Below are 16,634 nucleotides of genomic sequence, written 5' to 3'. Positions count from 1 at the left end.
ACCGATCCCTTTCCTTGTGTAAATTTCTACCCAAGTATCACCTGTCATTTGGTTGAGGATCTCGTTCCCAGTAACGGAAACAAATTGAGAACTGAGTGCACCCGTGCGTTTTCCATTTGGCTTATCGTAAAAATAGGTTTTTTTTGTAATCTCAAGAGGTAGAAGTGGAAGGTCGATCCCATCACCTGGCTCGACAAGCACCGGACCATATACATCAGTTGTTACTGTAGTACTGGTATCGCCAGCCACCGTTGTGGAAACGGATGCAGGAGTGATTGTAGCTGCTGGTGTTACTGTTGTTTCTGTTGCTGCGTTTGCTGCTCCTGCGAAAGATGCGGTAAGGGCGAGAGCGGCTGTAATCGTAATCAATTTTTTCATTTGTTTTCCTCCCAAGGATATATGTAGTTGTTTGTTCTGAGATAACAATAACCATTCCTAGCATCAGTTGAATCACAGAAAATAACAATTCGTTCATTATTTTTCCATTTTACATGTTTTCTATATTTATTCCACATAAAAAAGCTGCTAGCAGAGGCCAGCAGCTTTTTTTATACCTTTTTACAATGTAATACCTAGCGTCAGGTTCGTGTACGACCCATAACGAGAGAAATAACGAAGAGTACCAAGAAGATAAAGAAGAGTACTTTGGCAATAGAAGCAGCTGCTTCTACGATGCCGAAGAATCCAAAGATCCCAGCAACAACAGCGACAATTAGAAAAATAAGAGTCCATTTCAGCATGAATATCATTCCTTTGTATTTGTATTACGCGAAGAAAATGGTTACGACCATGGGAACTCTCCAGTTTGACGTATGTATGAATAGGACAATTCCAGCGGCCATAAACACTGTCTTCTCGTTTCGTAGTTGTCATTAACCGAGTGAACTTGGAGTGAAACAGAACACAATAACTGGAAAGTGGGGTTTAGGAGGTGTCCCGAAATTTCGCTTCTACTTATGATTTGCATATTTAAATAAAAGGAAATAGCAAACTTTTTTCACGAGCTAGATCACTTGTTTCGAGTATGTAACCGGCGGGTAATCAACGAATAACAAACACTACTTAGGAGAAATGAAAGCGAGGTTGTTTATATGTTGTGGGAAATAAGTGTTGCTATTATTGCAATTGCTTTTGCCGTACTTGTCTTTTTTCTAATTAAGACACTAAAGACTGCACAGGAGTCGCTAGATAATGTATCTAAAACACTTAAAGAGGTTCAGGGTACGATCGATGAACTAGGGTATGAAGTAAAACAAACGGTTCGTCATGCTAACGATATTACGGCAGACGTAGAGCATAAAATGAAGCAAATTGATCCAGTTATGACATCGGTTAAAAATTTAGGTGATGTATTGACCGAAGTCACTGCGGCTGCTAAACAAGTTTCAAGCACGGTAATAAATAAGTTTCAACATAAGAAAGAGCCTGGAAATGTGGTAAGAAGCAGTCGGGATATGGAGAGAAAGGCATCGGAAGTTAAAGCTTTGCCTGCTGTCGGTGGCACCTCTGCTGGTATTGTAACTCCTAATCTTGCACATCATGAAACCTCTTCAAGCAAAAAATGGCTTAATTATGTAGATATCGCTGCAGATACTTGGAACAAGATTAGAAGATAAATAGCTGGTTAATAATTACCATGCAGAAAATCTTGCCATACGTTAAATACGTAATATCCCTATAGGGGCTAGACGTGCGGCAGGATGGTACAGCATAAGGAGAAGAAGAAAGGGTGAGAGATTATGGTAGAAATGATGCTGCTCATGCTGGCTTTGACATCTCCCTTTTCCGTTCAACCCATGGCTGAACCTGCCGCACTTTGGCAAGGAAATCAATCAGTAGAGTTGGCGGTAAAGAAGTCGGAACCAGCTCAAATACCTTCCGCATCACAACAAGACGAGTTTACAACAGTAAACGATATTTCTTTACAAGATACCAAGTCGGATTTATTGAACAAAAAAGGAGTTCCTCAGCAGACGAGGGAAGATTGGCTGCTTGGGAGTAAAGAGTATGTTTACGATGACGTAGTAGTTGGAATAACAGACGGATTGGTTTCCTATATTCAGGTGAAAAAAGATGCGCCTTATTTAAAGGTAAATGATGTGTACATGGAACTGACCCCGAGTAGTATTAAACAAACACTTGGAAAACCTGACTATGTAGCTGAGGACGGGGATGTTTACAAGAAAGGTCATCAGGCCGTTAAAGTATACTTAAATGAGGATCAGAGTCTAAAACAGGTAGAATTTTTCGATGAAGCTTCTTTTTGAAAAATGTAGAAAAAAGATGATTCAAAGAAAGTCGAACTGGTTATATAGTAGATAATTGCTAGAAAATTAGATATTCCTAAGGAGCGTGGATGTCATGAGTACAACAAATTCGAAAGCTTATGCAAAAGTCGTTGAAAACGGGATTCAAGCAGTAGAAACGGTAAAAGAGCTTCGGGAAGCAGACTACCTAGCCAAAGATATCTTTGTTCTGGCACATAGTGAAGACCGTACAGATCGTATTGCAGATAAAGCACATGCCAAGGAAATTGGGCTAAAAGAAGAAGGTGTATTTGATTCCGTTGCTAATCTGTTCCGTTCACGTGGGGATGAGCTTCGTGCGAAAATTGTCTCTGTTGGATTTACAGAAGCGGAAGCTGATTTTTATGAGAAAGAGCTTGATAAAGGAAAGGTTCTTGTTATCGCTCAACGTGGAGAGTAACAAGAACCTATAAGGAAATAGAATAAAAAATGGTAAGGAATGGGAATGTTTTTCCCATTCCTTTCTGTGCGTTGTAATTATATGTCCTTTGGTAGTTGATTCACTTCACTTCTCTAAATATCAAATCTCTTTAAAGTTTGCTATAGTTGAGAGAATAGTATATACAATTGTGAATACTATATTTTACTTCTGTTACAGAAAAAAAGTTCATTGTATAATCGTTGTTAGTAGAAGGAGAGGGTTATGAGAATACTTATCGTCGACGACAATCCAACCAATGTCATTATTATTCGTGAGATTTTGAAGAAAGAAAATTATAAAGATATTATTGCTGCTAAATCTGCATTTGAGATGTTTGATATATTAGGTGTTCAAGTTCGTGGAGAAAACAAAGATATTCCATCAGATTCAGCAGAGGCTCCGAATATTGATCTTATTTTGCTGGATATGATGATGCCTGAAATGGATGGGATTGAAGCATGTGGGATCGTTCAAACATTCCCCCACCTTAAAGATATCCCTATCATTATGGTTACGGCCGTGGGTGATTCTAAGAAGCTTGCTGAAGCACTTGATGTAGGTGCGATGGATTATGTTACGAAACCGATTAATAAAGTGGAGCTGATGGCTCGAATTCGGCTTGCACTTAGACTGAAACAGGAAAAAGACTGGCGTAAAGAACGAGATCAGCGAATTCAAGACGAACTCAAGCTTGCCGGACTAGTACAGAATGCCGTGCTCAGTCCAGCAATTGAAGATTCGAAATTTAAGGTGAGCGCCCTCTATCAGCCGTCTGCCGAGCTGGCAGGAGATTTATATGCTTGGTACCCGCTTGGTAAAGGGAGATACGGTGTCATTTTGCTGGATATGATGGGGCATGGAATCTCCTCATCTCTCTTCTGCATGTTTATTGCTTCCGTATTAAAAGACACGGTGACAACCTATGTAGAACCCGATCGGGTCATTAAGGAGCTAAACCGTAGATTCAATCAGCTTTACCTTGATGATCAGCTGGTTATGTATTATTTTACTGCCGTTTATCTCGTTATTGATACGAATGAGAAACGCATTGACTATGTAAACGCGGGGCATCCTCCAGCACTTCTTTTCGAAGAGGATGGCGAAGTTATTTCACTCGATCGTGTCACACATCCTGTGGGATTGTTCGATTCGATGGAGGCAGAGACTCACACTGTTTATTATAAAGGGGATAGTCACATTACCCTGTACACGGACGGATTACTAGAAGCCGTGGAAGGTGAGGGAGAAGACCAACTTTCCTTTTTGAAAGAACGTTTGAGCAAGAACCATTGTTTAGACGAACAGGAAATGCGTCAGATGTTCTTCGATGATGACGTTCCTAAGGAACATGAGGATGATATATGTTTAGTATGGATCTCACTAAAAGGAGAATGACCGGATGAAAATACGCACTCGATTGCTGGTTGGCTTCAGTGCAATGATGGCTGTCTTAATCGTCCTTACGATGTTAAGTTTTAATGCCACCAACAATATGAAGAATGAAATCGATAAAATGTATAATGATCGATACATGAAGACAAGATTTACTTCTGGTGTCCGTGCCGAGGTGAATGATGTTGCTTTCTACATTGCGACAGCAATGTTAAATTCAGATTTAAATAACGTGCAGTCTGCTGGTACTAGAATTAATGAGAAGAAGGCCAGCATGACTGACTATTTGAGTAAAATAACAGATCGGGCTAATTCTCCAGAGGAGCACCGCCTTGTAGAAAAGGTCGATGAGAACCTTCAAGATTTTGAAGATTACACTACCCGTGTTATGCAGCTCCTTGAATCAGGAGAAAGTGCAGAAGCAAACCGTTATCGAAATAACACAGGGATCGAAGCGCAACAAAATACGCTGGATGCCTTATCCGAATTGAATTCTTTTCAGGATTTGCAGATTGATCAGGAAATTGTAGATGCGAAAGCTGAAATGAATAATACCGTACAATGGCTTACTGGCTTTTTGGTGGCTGGATTGCTCATTGCTCTTGCGATTATTTTATGGGTTCTGCCAAGTATTACAAATGGGCTAAATACGGTGTCTATGATGATTCAAAGTTTTGGCAAAGGGAAATTCCGAACTATTCGTAGAATAAAAATAAAATCCAAGGATGAAATTGGTCAGATTGCCCATGTATTTAAAGATATGGCGGAGGACCTTGAACAGAAACAACTGATGGAGCAAGAATACACGAAGGCCCAAGAGGATCAAAGCTGGCTAAATGGTAACATGGCTCGCATTACTGACTTGTTACGGGGTGTAGGCTCAACAGAGCAAGTCTCCCAGTTGTTTATAAGTGAATTCGCACCTATCATTGGTGTGAATTATGGTGCCGTGTATCTCCATGATGAAAACAAACATCCAGAGGAATTAAAACGTTATGGAGCCTATGCGTTTGATGGAGGAGAAGCTGATTATAAAGACACCTTTAAGATTGGAGAAGGGCTCATTGGTCAAAGTGCGCTGGACAAAAAGGTAATTGAGCTCAGCGAAGCTCCAGATGGATATTTAAAAATTGGTTCTGGTCTTGGCTCTGCAACGCCTACCAGCATTTTGATCCGGCCTATCTTATTTGAAGATGAAGTGGTGGGTGTCGTTGAGGTTGCTTCCTTTGAACCATTAAGTTTTCTCCAAAAGCAGCTATTTGAACAGCTAGTAAATAACATTGGCGTTATTATTAACAATATTAACCGCCGTATGCGTGTAGAAGAGCTGCTGCGTGAATCTCAAGCTCTAACGGAAGAACTTCAGATGCAATCGGAAGAACTGCAGACCCAGCAAGAAGAACTTAGACGTTCTAATGAAAGCCTGGGTGAACAGGCAGAGGAACTGAAACGTTCGGAAGAACTATTGCAGCGTCAACAGGAAGAATTGGAACATTTTAATACAGAGCTGCTTGGTAAGACTAGAGCTTTGGAAGAACAAGTGCAGCAGGTAGAAGAGAAAAACGAACAGATTGAACAAACGAAACGTCAACTGGAGCAGCAAGCGATGCAGCTGTCCATTACGTCGAAATACAAATCGGAATTTTTGGCTAATATGTCCCATGAGCTGAGAACTCCGCTCAACAGCTTGCTTATTCTGTCTCAGCTTTTGACAGAAAATAAAGATGGGAACCTAACGAAAAAACAGAAAGAGTATGCACAAACCATTTATATGTCAGGTGCGGATCTTTTGAAAATGATTGATGAAATACTAGACTTGTCCAAAGTAGAATCCGGCAAAATGGAAGTTAATCATGAGAAGGTAAATATCTCGGAATTACAGAGCTTCGTAGAACAAAACTTTGCTCCTGTTGCGCTCAGTAAAGATTTGAAGCTTAATTTTGAGATCGATAAGAAGCTACCAGAATCCTTTATATCAGACGGACACCGTGTAAAACAGGTCGTGCGTAATCTATTATCGAATGCCCTGAAATTTACATCGGAGGGGGCCATTACTGTCAGCATGAAGCAAGCAGAGAAATCTGAGCTTCCAGCATATTTTGATGTGGATGTACCTTTCATTGCGATTGCTGTTAAGGACACAGGGATTGGAATTGCTCCAGACAAGATTGATTTAGTCTTTGAAGCGTTCCAGCAAGTGGATGGAACCACCAGCAGAAAATACGGCGGTACGGGACTTGGACTTTCGATCAGCCGTGAAATATCCAAACTGCTCGGCGGGGAAATTAAACTTACCTCGGTAGAAGGAGAAGGAAGTACCTTTACTCTCTACTTGCCGCTGGTTAAGGAACATGCGGTCAAACTGAATGCAACTTCAAATGATTATAAAGAATCTGCAGCAGCACACGAGGGCTTTATAAAGGAAGAAAGAGCAGTCTATAATAGACCGACCCCTGTTTCCTCCATGCCGGAAGTGCTATCTTCCTCCTCAGTAGCTGTTGTTAATAACATTAAAGATGACAGAGAAGACATTCAGGACGGAGACCGGGTTATGCTCATTATTGAAGATGATCCGAAGTTCGCTAATATACTTCTAGATATGACACGCCAGCGCGAATTCAAGGCTCTTGTAGCTCTGCAAGGAGATATTGGGCTGGAAATGGCGAAGCGATATTTACCGGATGCGATTATCCTCGATATCCAGCTTCCTGTTATGGATGGTTGGGGCGTACTGAATGAGCTCAAGGCGAACTTATCGACGCGTCACATCCCGGTACATGTTATCTCTGTCATGGATGAAATCAAACAGGGACTCATGATGGGGGCGATAGCCTATCTGAAAAAACCATCTTCACGTGAATCACTTGATCAGGCATTCGCTCATATTGAATCTTATATTGATAAATCTCTTAAACGGCTGCTCATCGTAGAAGATGATGAGATTCAGCGTAACGCCATTATTGAACTTATTGACCATGATGATGTAGCAATTACAGCTGTTTCTACAGGGAAAGAAGCACTTGAAGAATTACGCAAAGTTAGATACGACTGTATGGTACTCGATCTGATGTTAACTGATATTACGGGTTTTGAACTGCTCGATCAGGTTCGAGACGATGCGCAGTTGAATGATCTACCTATCATTATTTACACAGGTAAGGAACTTGATAGTAAAGAGGAGCTCGAGCTTCGGAAGTATGCTGAATCGATCATTATTAAAGATGTAAAATCGCCGGAACGTTTGCTGGATGAGACGACCTTATTTTTGCATCGGGTTGAAGCGAACTTACCAGAAGATAAGAGAAAGATTTTGCAGAAACTATATAACAAGGAAACTCTTTTTGAGGGTAAACGAATTTTATTAGTGGATGATGACATTCGAAACGTGTTTGCTTTGTCTAGTGTACTAGAAGGTTATCGTATGGATGTGACCTTTGCCGAGAATGGTAGAGAAGCGTTAGAACTGCTTGAAAAAGATCGTAATTATGATCTTGTTTTGATGGATATGATGATGCCGGAGATGGACGGTTATGAGGCGATGACACGGATCAGACAAATTCCTGATTTCGAGAAACTGCCAATTATAGCTCTTACGGCTAAAGCGATGAAAGACGACCGCAGCAAGTGTATTGAGGCGGGGGCATCAGATTATGTGAAAAAGCCAATTCAAACGGATCAGTTATTATCTCTAATGCGGGTTTGGTTGTATTCGTAAGAGGCGATATTGGGTATATGAATTAGAACCCGTATTTTAAGAATATGGAATTCGGAAGTATATAGTAAGGAAGTGGAACAATTTATGACATCTGGGGAATCGACAAATACAGGAGAATCTGTAGAAGAGAAACCTGTTCAGGAAGAGCGGGAACAAATTGAAATTGATTTGCTCCTGGAAGGAATTCATCGTTTGTACGGTTATGATTTTCGAAACTATGCTATGCCTTCTCTGAGAAGAAGAATTTTGCATCATGTAGATACAGAACGTGTGGGTTCTATTTCAGAGCTTCAGCATAAGGTGCTGCATGAACGAGCTGCATTCAAAAAATTGGTGCAAAGCTTATCTATCCCAGTGACCGAAATGTTTCGTGATCCCAGCTTGTTCAAGGTGTTTCGTGAAAAGGTAGTCCCGCTCCTTAGGACGTACCCCTATATACGGATTTGGCACGCCGGTTGCTCTACTGGAGAGGAAGTTTATTCGATGGCTATTTTACTGCATGAAGAAGGACTCTACGAAAAGTCACGAATTTATGCTACGGACATGAACGAACGTTCTCTTCAGCAAGCGAAGGAAGGTGTGTACGGAATTGAGAAGATGAAACTATACACCAAAAATTATATGGAGGCAGGGGGATCCCGTGCTTTCTCGGAGTATTATACAGCTCGTTATAACTCGGTAATGTTTCATCCTTTTTTACGAAAAAACATTATTTTTGCTGAGCATAATCTTGCAACGGATCGTTCTTTTAATGAATTTAACGTTATATTCTGTAGAAACGTTATGATTTATTTCAATGATGATTTAAGGCATCATGTTCACGGGTTATTTCATGAAAGTTTAAGTCGTCTTGGAGTACTGGTACTCGGCTCGAAAGAATCCATTCATTTTTCAGGTTACAGTGATGATTATGAGCCGATGGACCGGTTTGAAAAAATATATCGTAAGTTAAAGTAGTAGGGGGGGACCATGGCTATGGGGATTAAAGAGCCGATTCATATTTTACTTGTCGATGACCGTCCCGAGAACCTGTTAGCTCTTGAAGCAGTCCTCGAAAGTGAGCAATATGTTCTCGTTAAAGCGACTTCAGGGGAAGAAGCGCTTAGATGTCTGCTAAAGTATGATTTTGCAGTCATTGTTCTTGATGTTCAGATGCCGGGTCTAGATGGAATAGAGACAGCCAAATTAATCAAGGCTAGAGATAAAACAAAGGATATCCCTATTATTTTTATTTCTGCTAATAGTAAAGAAGCAGAGCATCTTTTTGCTGGTTACTCCGCAGGTGCAATTGATTACATGGTTAAACCTTTTATTCCGCAAATTTTGAAATCCAAAATTGAGGGTTTTGTGGATATGTATTTGTCCAATAAGCGTCTCAAGATCCAATCCATGCTGTTGCAGCAAAAAACGATGGAGCTGGAACGGATAAATCAAGAATTGGTTCAGGCAAAGGAAGCGGCGGAAATTGCAGTTCAAGCCAAAACAGAGTTTTTGGCTATGATGAGCCATGAAATCAGAACACCGATGAATGGTGTTATCGGAATGATTGATTTATTAATGGAAACCGAGCTTCAGGATGAGCAAAAAGAATATACACAAATTATTCGCAGCAGTGCGGATGCTTTGGTAATTATCATAAATGATATTTTGGACTTTACCAAAATGGAATCTGGAAAGATGGAACTCGAGCAGCAACCTTTTGAGTTATCTTCTTGTATTCAAGAAATCTTCAGTTTGTTTCAGATGGAGGCTTCCAAAAAGAAACTTGAACTTGTCTACTTTATAGAGGAAGCCATACCGAACGTTCTTTACGGAGACAGTTCAAGGTTACGACAAATTCTTACGAATTTGATTGCAAATTCTCTCAAATTCACAGAATATGGTGGGGTGTACCTTATGGCTTCTCTAAAACAGACGGAGCAGTGTCACCATGTACTTGAGTTCACTATTAAGGATACGGGGATTGGAATAGCTCCAGAAAAAGCCAGCCATTTGTTCCAGCCATTTTCACAGCTTGATTCGTCTATGACACGAAAGTATGGAGGTACAGGACTTGGTCTTGCCATCTGTAAAAATCTCGTGGAGATGATGGGAGGATCGATTAAAGTAGATACAACAGAAGAGCGAGGAGCTACCTTTGTATTTACGGTTAAAATGCTTCCTTATCATCAAATGATAGAAGACGAGGAACTTCCTATTTTCGCAGAACGTCCAGATGAGCAGGGGGATTCACATGCAACGATCCTCGTAGTTGATGATCATCCAGTGAATCAGAAACTGATGGTAAGCATGCTGAAGAAATTAGGTTTAAACTCTGATATTGCAGAGGATGGTAAGCAGGCGCTGGAGATGGCTTTGAACTATTCGTATGACCTCATCTTTATGGATCTACAGATGCCTATTATGGATGGACTAGAATGTACAAGGCGTATTCGCTCTGAACTTGGTAGCAGGCCACAGCCCGCTATTATAGCGATGACAGCAAATGTAATGGATGGAATAAGAGATCGCTGTATCGAATCAGGAATGACGGACTATATCAGTAAGCCTGTGAAAATGGCCAATGTGAAACAAAAGATTAGTGAGATTCGGCAGACTTACCTTACCCACCATACTTCCAGGACGACTTCCATAACATAAATGATAATATATGGAATATCGAAATGTGTTTCATATCTTATAGCTAGGGTTAATTAGTATAGATAACATTTTTATCGGGAGAGAGATGTCTAATGAATACAAACAAAAATGAGAAATTTAATGCAAGGACAGAATCGGTTGCGGGTTCAAACAAGGTTTATTTGAGTGGAGAGCTTGACCTCTCAGTAGCACCGGATTTTCGTAACACGATGGAACCTTTAGTGGGGGATACAGAACAAAACTTAATCGTGAATCTGAAAGATCTGAAATACATTGATAGTACTGGAATTGGTATCTTGCTATCTATTTTAAAAGTAAGACACGGTCAGAAAGCGACCTTTATCGTTGAAGAAGTGCCTGCAAACATTCAAAAACTGTTTGATATGACAGGGATTTCGAAATTCTTTGTCCCTCAAGAGAATTCCCAATAGGAAAGGAACGAAGGTAAAATGAAAGCAGAATCACAAAGTGTAAAACTGAATTTGCCGGCTACAGCCGACTTTGTTGATATTGTAAGACTCAATTTGTATGGAATTGCATCAAAAATGGGTTTTTCTTATGAAGAGATTGAGGACATGAAGGTTGCAGTCTCTGAAGCTTGTAATAACTCTGTACTTTATGCTTACGGCGAGGAAAATGGAGTTGTAGAAGTTATTTTTAATTTTGACGATTCGGAACTTGCTATCACGGTCAAAGACGAAGGGGAGAGCTTTGAACGTGTTGAGCAAAGAGAAGGCGTTGCTACGTTACATGATAAAGATTTGAATGATGTTCAAATTGGCGGGCTAGGGTTTTACCTGATGCAGGCGCTTATGGATGACGTAAGTGTAACTAGCGAATCTGGAAAAGGAACTGAGGTTGTACTGACCAAACGCCTCTCTAAAAGCGAGGAAGCGGTATGACTGAACGCTCGACTCCCCAAGAGTCTATGGACGAAGCAGTAGGTTTGATTTGGGAATATCAACAGACCAAAGATAATGAAATTGCTACCGTTCTTATTAAGAAATACGAGCCTATGGTCAAAATGGCTGCCGGGAAAATATCCCGAAATAGGCCGGATTTATATGAAGATTTGTACCAAACTGGTCAAATGGCTCTCGTTAGGTTACTCAGTCAATATGACATAACCTTGGGGATCCCTTTCGAGCCTTATGCAATGAAAAGTATGATTGGTCATATGAAAAATTATTTGCGCGATAAATCTTGGTACATACAAGTGCCTCGTCGGATTAAAGAAAAAGGTGCGCTGGTCCAGCATGCCATCGATGATTTGACGGTGAAGCTTGAACGTTCACCAGATGTTAAAGAAATCGCAAGTTATCTCGATCTTACTGTTGAAGAAACGGTCGAGGTACTTGCAGGGCGCGAATCATACCATTATGTTTCTCTGGATTCTCCTTTATCGCAAGATGAGAGCACAGCCACCCTCGGTGAACTGATCAGCTCTGATGTGAATGATTACGATGCTGTAGAGAAACGAATGGACCTTCAGCAAGCGATGAACCAACTGAAAGAACAGGAACAGAAGGTTCTTCTGCTTGCATTCCAGGATGGACAGTCGCAGAGAGCCATTGCTCAGAAGCTCGGGGTTTCCCAGATGAGTGTTTCTCGTATTCAGAAAAGAGCTACAGAGAAACTAAAACAAATTATGTCGCAATCTTCCTCTTTTTAATAAAATATGCTTAAGTAATGCCAGAAGCATGCCAGCATTTCATTCGGAATGCTGGCATGCTTCTTTTGATGCGAAGTGATAAAGGAGGGATACTTTTGGAAGAACAAGGACAAAAGGATCAGCAAATGATGACCTTTGAGCACTTTCAGTGGAGAGATTACACGGTAACGGACTTTGAATGCGGCGAATTGAGGAAGCTCAGAGAGCTCCTACCTGAGGCTTCAGAATGGCTAGACAAACTTCCTGAACTAGAGACGAACTATATTTCAGCACGTACTGTAGCAGGAGGGAAGCAGGTTTTATTCGGGTCAATTCTTTACACGATTAAAACGAACATCGGTGATGAACAGCATGTGAATCAGTTTTATTTTTATGTGGATCCACAAACACTAGTTACGCTAAATATAGATTCAGGAACAAGGCAAATGCTTTATGCGAAAGAAAGGTTAACGATCTTATCTGAGGCAGAAGACGCGGTGTCTGGATTGTTCGTTCTGGCACGAACATTGCTGCACTATTTTCATATTGGAATGGATGAGTTTGAAGTGAACCTACGCAAATTGGAGCGTAGTATGGAAGAGCGAAACGCACGAACTTTAATGGACAGAATTCTGAACGCACGTTTTGAACTCCTGTTCTGGAGCAATCAGTTTATTGCATTTCAGGAACTAATGCATGCAGCGAATGAGGCCTTTTACGATCATGATCTAGAAGAAAGAAGAACGTATAAGCAGCTGTATTACCGAATGAGGCGTATGGATAGTTTATTTACTCACTATGAGAAGGAGATTGATACCCTCATCTCCATTGATAATGCGACTTCTTCGATTCGAGGCAATGATATCATGAAGACGCTGACGATAGTAACTGCTGTATTTACTCCTGCGACAGCTGTAGGGGCCATATGGGGGATGAACTTTGAAAATTTGCCATGGATTAAGACGCCTTGGGGATTTACGGTCGTGATTACAGCTACACTGGCTAGCATGGTAGGTATGTATGGATGGATGTATATGAAGGGCTGGACAGGAGATATTCTGAAGATTAAATCCCATGGTGAGCAAAAGAAAAAGTAAATCTTAGAATAGACAAAAAAGCCTATCTATTACCCGGTCAGGGAATATGCAGGCTTTTTTATTTGTGATGGAATGAAACAGAATGAGACATGATGAGTAAAGGAAATAGATGATCCTTATTTAGCTTGGTCTATGTAACCTTGCAGCTCCGCAATGTAACTTCCAATGACCGGAAGATTCATATCCACCATTAGACTGAGTAACCATCCTAACAAACCGAGTACGACGATGGTACCGAGCGACATGCCTAATCCACGGGCAATACCAGCGGTGAAGTTAGACATTAAACGTCTTTTGGTGCTGCTGTAGTTCTCCAGCAAATCTTTGAACTCAACACTTTCCATCGCTTTATAGATACCTTCAAGCTGCGTATTTAGATTTTTGACTTCATGTCTCAGTTCAAAAGGATGTTCGTTTATGACTTCCTTCTTCTGATTGTTATTCTTTTCAGGGTTAATATTAACTGTACTCATGAGAGGCTCCTCCTTCTATCCTAAAAGTGAAAGATTATTAAAAATAGCCAGCTGTATACAGCTGGCTATACGCTACGTCTGATTAATTACAGAGATCTGTTATTTGTAGAAGAATAGTTTGATTGACTGCGGTTCAGTTCACGATTTGCTTCATTTGTTGCTTTTTCTGTTGTTGCAGCAACTTGAGAAGTAGCACTTTTTGCTTCTTCTGAAATGTTGTTTGAAGCAATTTGCGCCTCAGCGCTCACATCGTTAGAAGCTTTTCTTGCTTCGTCAGCTACGTTGGAAGAAGCTTTTTTCGCTTCATCTACAACATCAGAAGTAGCGTGTTTTACACTTGTCATTACGGTAGATGTGTTATCGCCGACCGTTTTAGCCAAATCGGATGTTTTGGAAGAAACCGTTTTTGCGATCTCAGAAGCCTTATCACCAACGACTACAGCAACTTCTTTCGTTTTATCGGATACTTCAGACATACGGTAAGACAAATCACCACGAAGTTCACGACCAGGTTTTGGTGCAAAAAGTAATGCTGCCGCTGCACCGATCAAACCTCCGATAAACAGTCCCTTTGTGAAATTGTTACCGCCGCCTGTTTCTTCATTCCTATAATCTGCAATAGATCTATTGTATTCCGTGTCATTGTGGTTCATGATAAATCGCTCCTCTTAATTAAATTTTATAAGTTATAACTTCTTGTTCTTTTCTTAACCCGTTAAGCTGCTTTTCTAAACAGTTTTCCAATAAGTCCGAGAAGAAAAACGAAGATGGCCGTTCCGATGATGGCTGGGACAACGGCAAAATCAGCGATGACGGGACCGAAGTCACCGAAAAGCATCGAACCGATCCAAGCTCCGACAAATCCAGCTATCATTGATCCTAAAATACCGCCTGGCATGTTATGGCCAACGAGAGCATCACCTATGAGCCCAATGAGAATCGCCATTACAATACTTAAGATGATCGCCCACATAACAATCGCCTCCTTTGCTTGTTTTTTGTACCTTGCTTACTCGATATATAAACGCTACCTGCCAATATTGAAACAAGGATGGTAAGAACTAACTGGGTCTGTTAGTAAGAGCTACGAAAGTTCAATCCGAAGGATTCGGTACATACAAATAACCCATACTCCCCCAGCAATGAGTCCAGTAAGGACATCTGACGGATAATGTACACCAAGATAAATACGGCTAAATCCAAGTGAAATAATAAATAAAATCCCTAACGAGCAGGGGAAGAAAATGTCTATTTTTCTTTGTTTTAGAGGGTAGATCAGAAGCAGTAAGAGAACCCCGTAAAATCCGGATGCAACCATGGCATGTCCACTCGGAAAACTATATCCACTTGCTTCCATAAGATATTCAAGGTTAGGGCGATCTCGCCTAAGCATCATTTTTGTAATAAAGTTAATCCCCCACATGCCTCCAAAACTTAATAGGACAAGGTATCCTTCGAGGTATCGGCTTCGATAGATAATGTAATAACAAGCGAATGCAAGTGCAAAGACTAAGGAGTATTGAAAAGATCCAAACGAAGTAATCGCCCGCATGAGTGGAAGAAGAGAGTAATACCAGCTATTTTCGGTAGGGAAAAGTACCTCTTGAATGCTGACATCAATCTCTTGAATGAGATCAATACCTATGACTGAAAATAGAAGTACGATAAAAAATACAACAGCAAAAATGGAAGCGAGTCCAACACCGGACCATAATAAGAAATGATTTTTGTTTTTTACCATAATTAGAATAGCTCCTTATGTACGATGACGTAGTAAAATTACACTTTCATGAATAGTTTACCCATTTTCTCTGTCAAAATGGCTTCTTTGTACTATACTGTACTATGGTGAATGTTAGGGTACCCTATATAATGAAAGTCGGTCCCTTATTTAGAAGGAGAGAACAAGCATGACAGATACACTTTTATTAAAAGAATTTCGTTCGGGCGTACTGGAAAGTGCACACCGAGGGCATATATGCATTGTAAATGAGGAAGGGCAAATCATTTATTCCGCTGGTAACCCCCATTTTAGAACGTTTACTCGTTCTGCTGCCAAACCGCTTCAAGCGATTCCTGGAATTCGGGCTGGTATTGCCGATGCGTATGATTTTAGTCAAGAAGAAATTGCGCTAATGGTATCTTCTCACAGGTCGGAATCTTATCATAGGGATACGCTCGAACAGATGAAGGGAAAAATAGATCTGGATGAAGAGGGACTCGTATGTGCGCCAAGTTTTCCACTACATGAAGAGAGCCGCACGGAATACATTCGAGAACAGGGCGATAAAAGACGGTTGTTACACAATTGTTCCGGTAAGCATATGGGAGTCCTCGCGTACAGTAAGATAAAAGGATATGATCTTCATTCCTACGCCAGACCTGATCATCCCGTTCAACAAGAGATCAAACAGACCATTTCCGTTTTAGGTGACATCGATCCGAGTGACATGGCTGTAGGGGTAGATGGCTGTGGATTTCCAGTGTATGCACTGCCTGTTTCTACAATGGCTACGGCATTTCTAAAATTGGCTTGCCCAGATCTCATTGAGGATGAGGGAACACGCAAGGCAGTGCAAGTGATCACTTCAGCAATGAACGAGGCGCCGGAGATGGTAGGCGGAACAGGACGAGTGGATTCAGTGTTGCTTCAAGATCATAATATTGTTGCTAAGGGTGGATTTCAGGGTGTGTTTTGTTTCGCACTACGGAAAGAAAGATTAGGTATTAGTTTTAAAGTACTTGATGGCTCGGATGAAGAATGGGGACTGATTGTCAAATCAATCCTTACTCAAATTGGTTACGATAATGCAGAGACGATTCAGCGCCTTACTGAGCAGTTTCCGGAGGAGATCCGAAATGATGCCGGAACCGTAGTAGGTAAGGCAGAGGCAGCTTTTGTATTGGAATCACATAAATAGAAATGTGTCATACCCTTC

18 protein-coding genes are annotated in these 16,634 nt (G+C 40.9%); 12 read left to right on the top strand and 6 right to left on the bottom strand.

From position 1 onward, the window contains the following. Positions 1-378, bottom strand: a 378-nt coding sequence (locus KFT32_RS24040; protein WP_211749973.1) for a hypothetical protein, incomplete at its 3' end; no start/stop codon positions are given. Positions 379-578: 200 nt separating this feature from the next. Then, on the bottom strand, positions 579-740 hold the full coding sequence (locus tag KFT32_RS24035; protein WP_211749972.1) for a DUF1328 domain-containing protein: 162 nt from the start codon (positions 738-740) through the stop codon (positions 579-581). 351 nt (positions 741-1,091) lie between these two features. Between KFT32_RS24035 and KFT32_RS24030 the strand changes: the two genes are divergently transcribed. From KFT32_RS24030 to KFT32_RS23980, 11 genes are all read left to right on the top strand, one after another. Then, entirely contained in the window at positions 1,092-1,616 is a 525-nt protein-coding gene (locus tag KFT32_RS24030; RefSeq protein WP_211749971.1) for a DUF948 domain-containing protein, read from the top strand. A gap of 123 nt (positions 1,617-1,739) precedes the next feature. Next, positions 1,740-2,267, top strand: coding sequence for a hypothetical protein (locus KFT32_RS24025; protein ID WP_211749970.1), 528 nt, complete (start codon positions 1,740-1,742; stop codon positions 2,265-2,267). A 94-nt stretch (positions 2,268-2,361) separates the two neighbouring features. Beyond that, positions 2,362-2,706: a YflT domain-containing protein gene (locus KFT32_RS24020; RefSeq protein WP_211749969.1), complete on the top strand. Its 345-nt coding sequence runs from the start codon at positions 2,362-2,364 to the stop codon at positions 2,704-2,706. 243 nt (positions 2,707-2,949) lie between these two features. Continuing rightward, on the top strand, positions 2,950-4,122 hold the full coding sequence (locus KFT32_RS24015; protein WP_211749968.1) for a fused response regulator/phosphatase: 1,173 nt from the start codon (positions 2,950-2,952) through the stop codon (positions 4,120-4,122). A gap of 4 nt (positions 4,123-4,126) precedes the next feature. Further along, entirely contained in the window at positions 4,127-7,834 is a 3,708-nt protein-coding gene (locus KFT32_RS24010; protein ID WP_211749967.1) for a response regulator, read from the top strand. 84 nt (positions 7,835-7,918) lie between these two features. Continuing rightward, positions 7,919-8,791, top strand: a complete 873-nt coding sequence (locus KFT32_RS24005; RefSeq protein ID WP_211749966.1) for a CheR family methyltransferase — start codon at positions 7,919-7,921, stop codon at positions 8,789-8,791. An 18-nt stretch (positions 8,792-8,809) separates the two neighbouring features. Continuing rightward, positions 8,810-10,474 (top strand): response regulator, encoded by a 1,665-nt coding sequence (locus KFT32_RS24000; RefSeq protein ID WP_211749965.1) that lies wholly within the window; start codon positions 8,810-8,812, stop codon positions 10,472-10,474. A gap of 92 nt (positions 10,475-10,566) precedes the next feature. Further along, positions 10,567-10,905, top strand: a complete 339-nt coding sequence (locus KFT32_RS23995) for an STAS domain-containing protein (RefSeq protein ID WP_211749964.1) — start codon at positions 10,567-10,569, stop codon at positions 10,903-10,905. An 18-nt stretch (positions 10,906-10,923) separates the two neighbouring features. Then, entirely contained in the window at positions 10,924-11,376 is a 453-nt protein-coding gene (gene rsbW / locus KFT32_RS23990) for an anti-sigma B factor RsbW (RefSeq protein WP_211749963.1), read from the top strand. Then, positions 11,373-12,146 carry a sigma-70 family RNA polymerase sigma factor gene (locus KFT32_RS23985; protein ID WP_211749962.1) on the top strand — a complete coding sequence of 258 codons (774 nt, stop codon included), beginning with the start codon at positions 11,373-11,375 and terminating at the stop codon, positions 12,144-12,146. The genes rsbW and KFT32_RS23985 overlap by 4 nt, the downstream gene beginning before the upstream one ends. 95 nt (positions 12,147-12,241) lie before the next feature. Continuing rightward, a complete protein-coding gene (locus tag KFT32_RS23980) occupies positions 12,242-13,222 on the top strand; it encodes a magnesium transporter CorA family protein (protein WP_249436105.1) in 981 nt (326 codons plus the stop codon). Positions 13,223-13,338: 116 nt separating this feature from the next. Here the strand turns inward: KFT32_RS23980 and KFT32_RS23975 are convergent, their stop codons facing one another. The 4 genes from KFT32_RS23975 to KFT32_RS23960 form a co-directional block, all read right to left on the bottom strand. Then, positions 13,339-13,695 (bottom strand): DUF5665 domain-containing protein, encoded by a 357-nt coding sequence (locus KFT32_RS23975; RefSeq protein WP_211749961.1) that lies wholly within the window; start codon positions 13,693-13,695, stop codon positions 13,339-13,341. Between the two features lie 86 nt (positions 13,696-13,781). Continuing rightward, positions 13,782-14,348 (bottom strand): YtxH domain-containing protein, encoded by a 567-nt coding sequence (locus tag KFT32_RS27635; protein WP_211749960.1) that lies wholly within the window; start codon positions 14,346-14,348, stop codon positions 13,782-13,784. A 62-nt stretch (positions 14,349-14,410) separates the two neighbouring features. Further along, positions 14,411-14,668 carry a GlsB/YeaQ/YmgE family stress response membrane protein gene (locus KFT32_RS23965; RefSeq protein WP_211749959.1) on the bottom strand — a complete coding sequence of 86 codons (258 nt, stop codon included), beginning with the start codon at positions 14,666-14,668 and terminating at the stop codon, positions 14,411-14,413. Positions 14,669-14,779: 111 nt separating this feature from the next. Further along, positions 14,780-15,436 carry a phosphatase PAP2 family protein gene (locus tag KFT32_RS23960; protein ID WP_211749958.1) on the bottom strand — a complete coding sequence of 219 codons (657 nt, stop codon included), beginning with the start codon at positions 15,434-15,436 and terminating at the stop codon, positions 14,780-14,782. 169 nt (positions 15,437-15,605) lie between these two features. On the opposite strand from KFT32_RS23960, the gene KFT32_RS23955 reads away from it, so the two are divergent. Beyond that, complete coding sequence (locus KFT32_RS23955; RefSeq protein WP_211749957.1) at positions 15,606-16,616, top strand: asparaginase; 1,011 nt, start codon at positions 15,606-15,608, stop codon at positions 16,614-16,616. Positions 16,617-16,634: the final 18 nt, after the last annotated feature.

Source organism: Paenibacillus sp. Marseille-Q4541 (assembly GCF_018310695.1).
Lineage (GTDB): Bacteria > Bacillota > Bacilli > Paenibacillales > Paenibacillaceae > Paenibacillus.
The sequence above is the reverse complement of the archived record's forward strand: the minus strand, read 5'-3'. Positions and strand labels throughout refer to the sequence as shown.